Origin of the sequence: Pseudoalteromonas sp. SG45-5 (assembly GCF_014164085.1) — a bacterium.
Lineage (GTDB): Bacteria > Pseudomonadota > Gammaproteobacteria > Enterobacterales > Alteromonadaceae > Pseudoalteromonas > Pseudoalteromonas aliena.
The window spans coordinates 1-319 of record NZ_JACJEM010000180.1; the positions used below are offsets into that span (position 1 = coordinate 1).

Annotated in this window: 1 rRNA gene; it reads left to right on the forward strand. The window is 39.5% G+C overall.

Going from position 1 to position 319, the window contains the following annotated elements:
* The first annotated feature begins 200 nt into the window (after positions 1-200).
* Positions 201-315 (forward strand): 5S ribosomal RNA (gene rrf / locus H5119_RS20200).
* Positions 316-319: the final 4 nt, after the last annotated feature.

Consider the following 319-nt stretch of genomic DNA (forward strand, 5'->3'; position numbering starts at 1 on the left):
GTGAGCCATTAAGCTAACTTGTACTAATTACCCGTGAGGCTTAACCATACAACGCCAAACGCGTTTTATGTGATAGTGAAACACGCGAAGAAGTTAATATGACTAAAGTAGATATTACTGAAAGAAAGACTTAAAAAATATTATCAGATATTTTCCAAATTCAGTTAGTGCGTAGTGATACGGATTAACGCCCAAATTTGCTTGGTGACAATAGCGTTTTGGACCCACCTGACTCCATGCCGAACTCAGTAGTGAAACGAAACAGCGCCGATGATAGTGTAGCATTTGCTATGTGAAAGTAGGACATTACCAGGCTTCA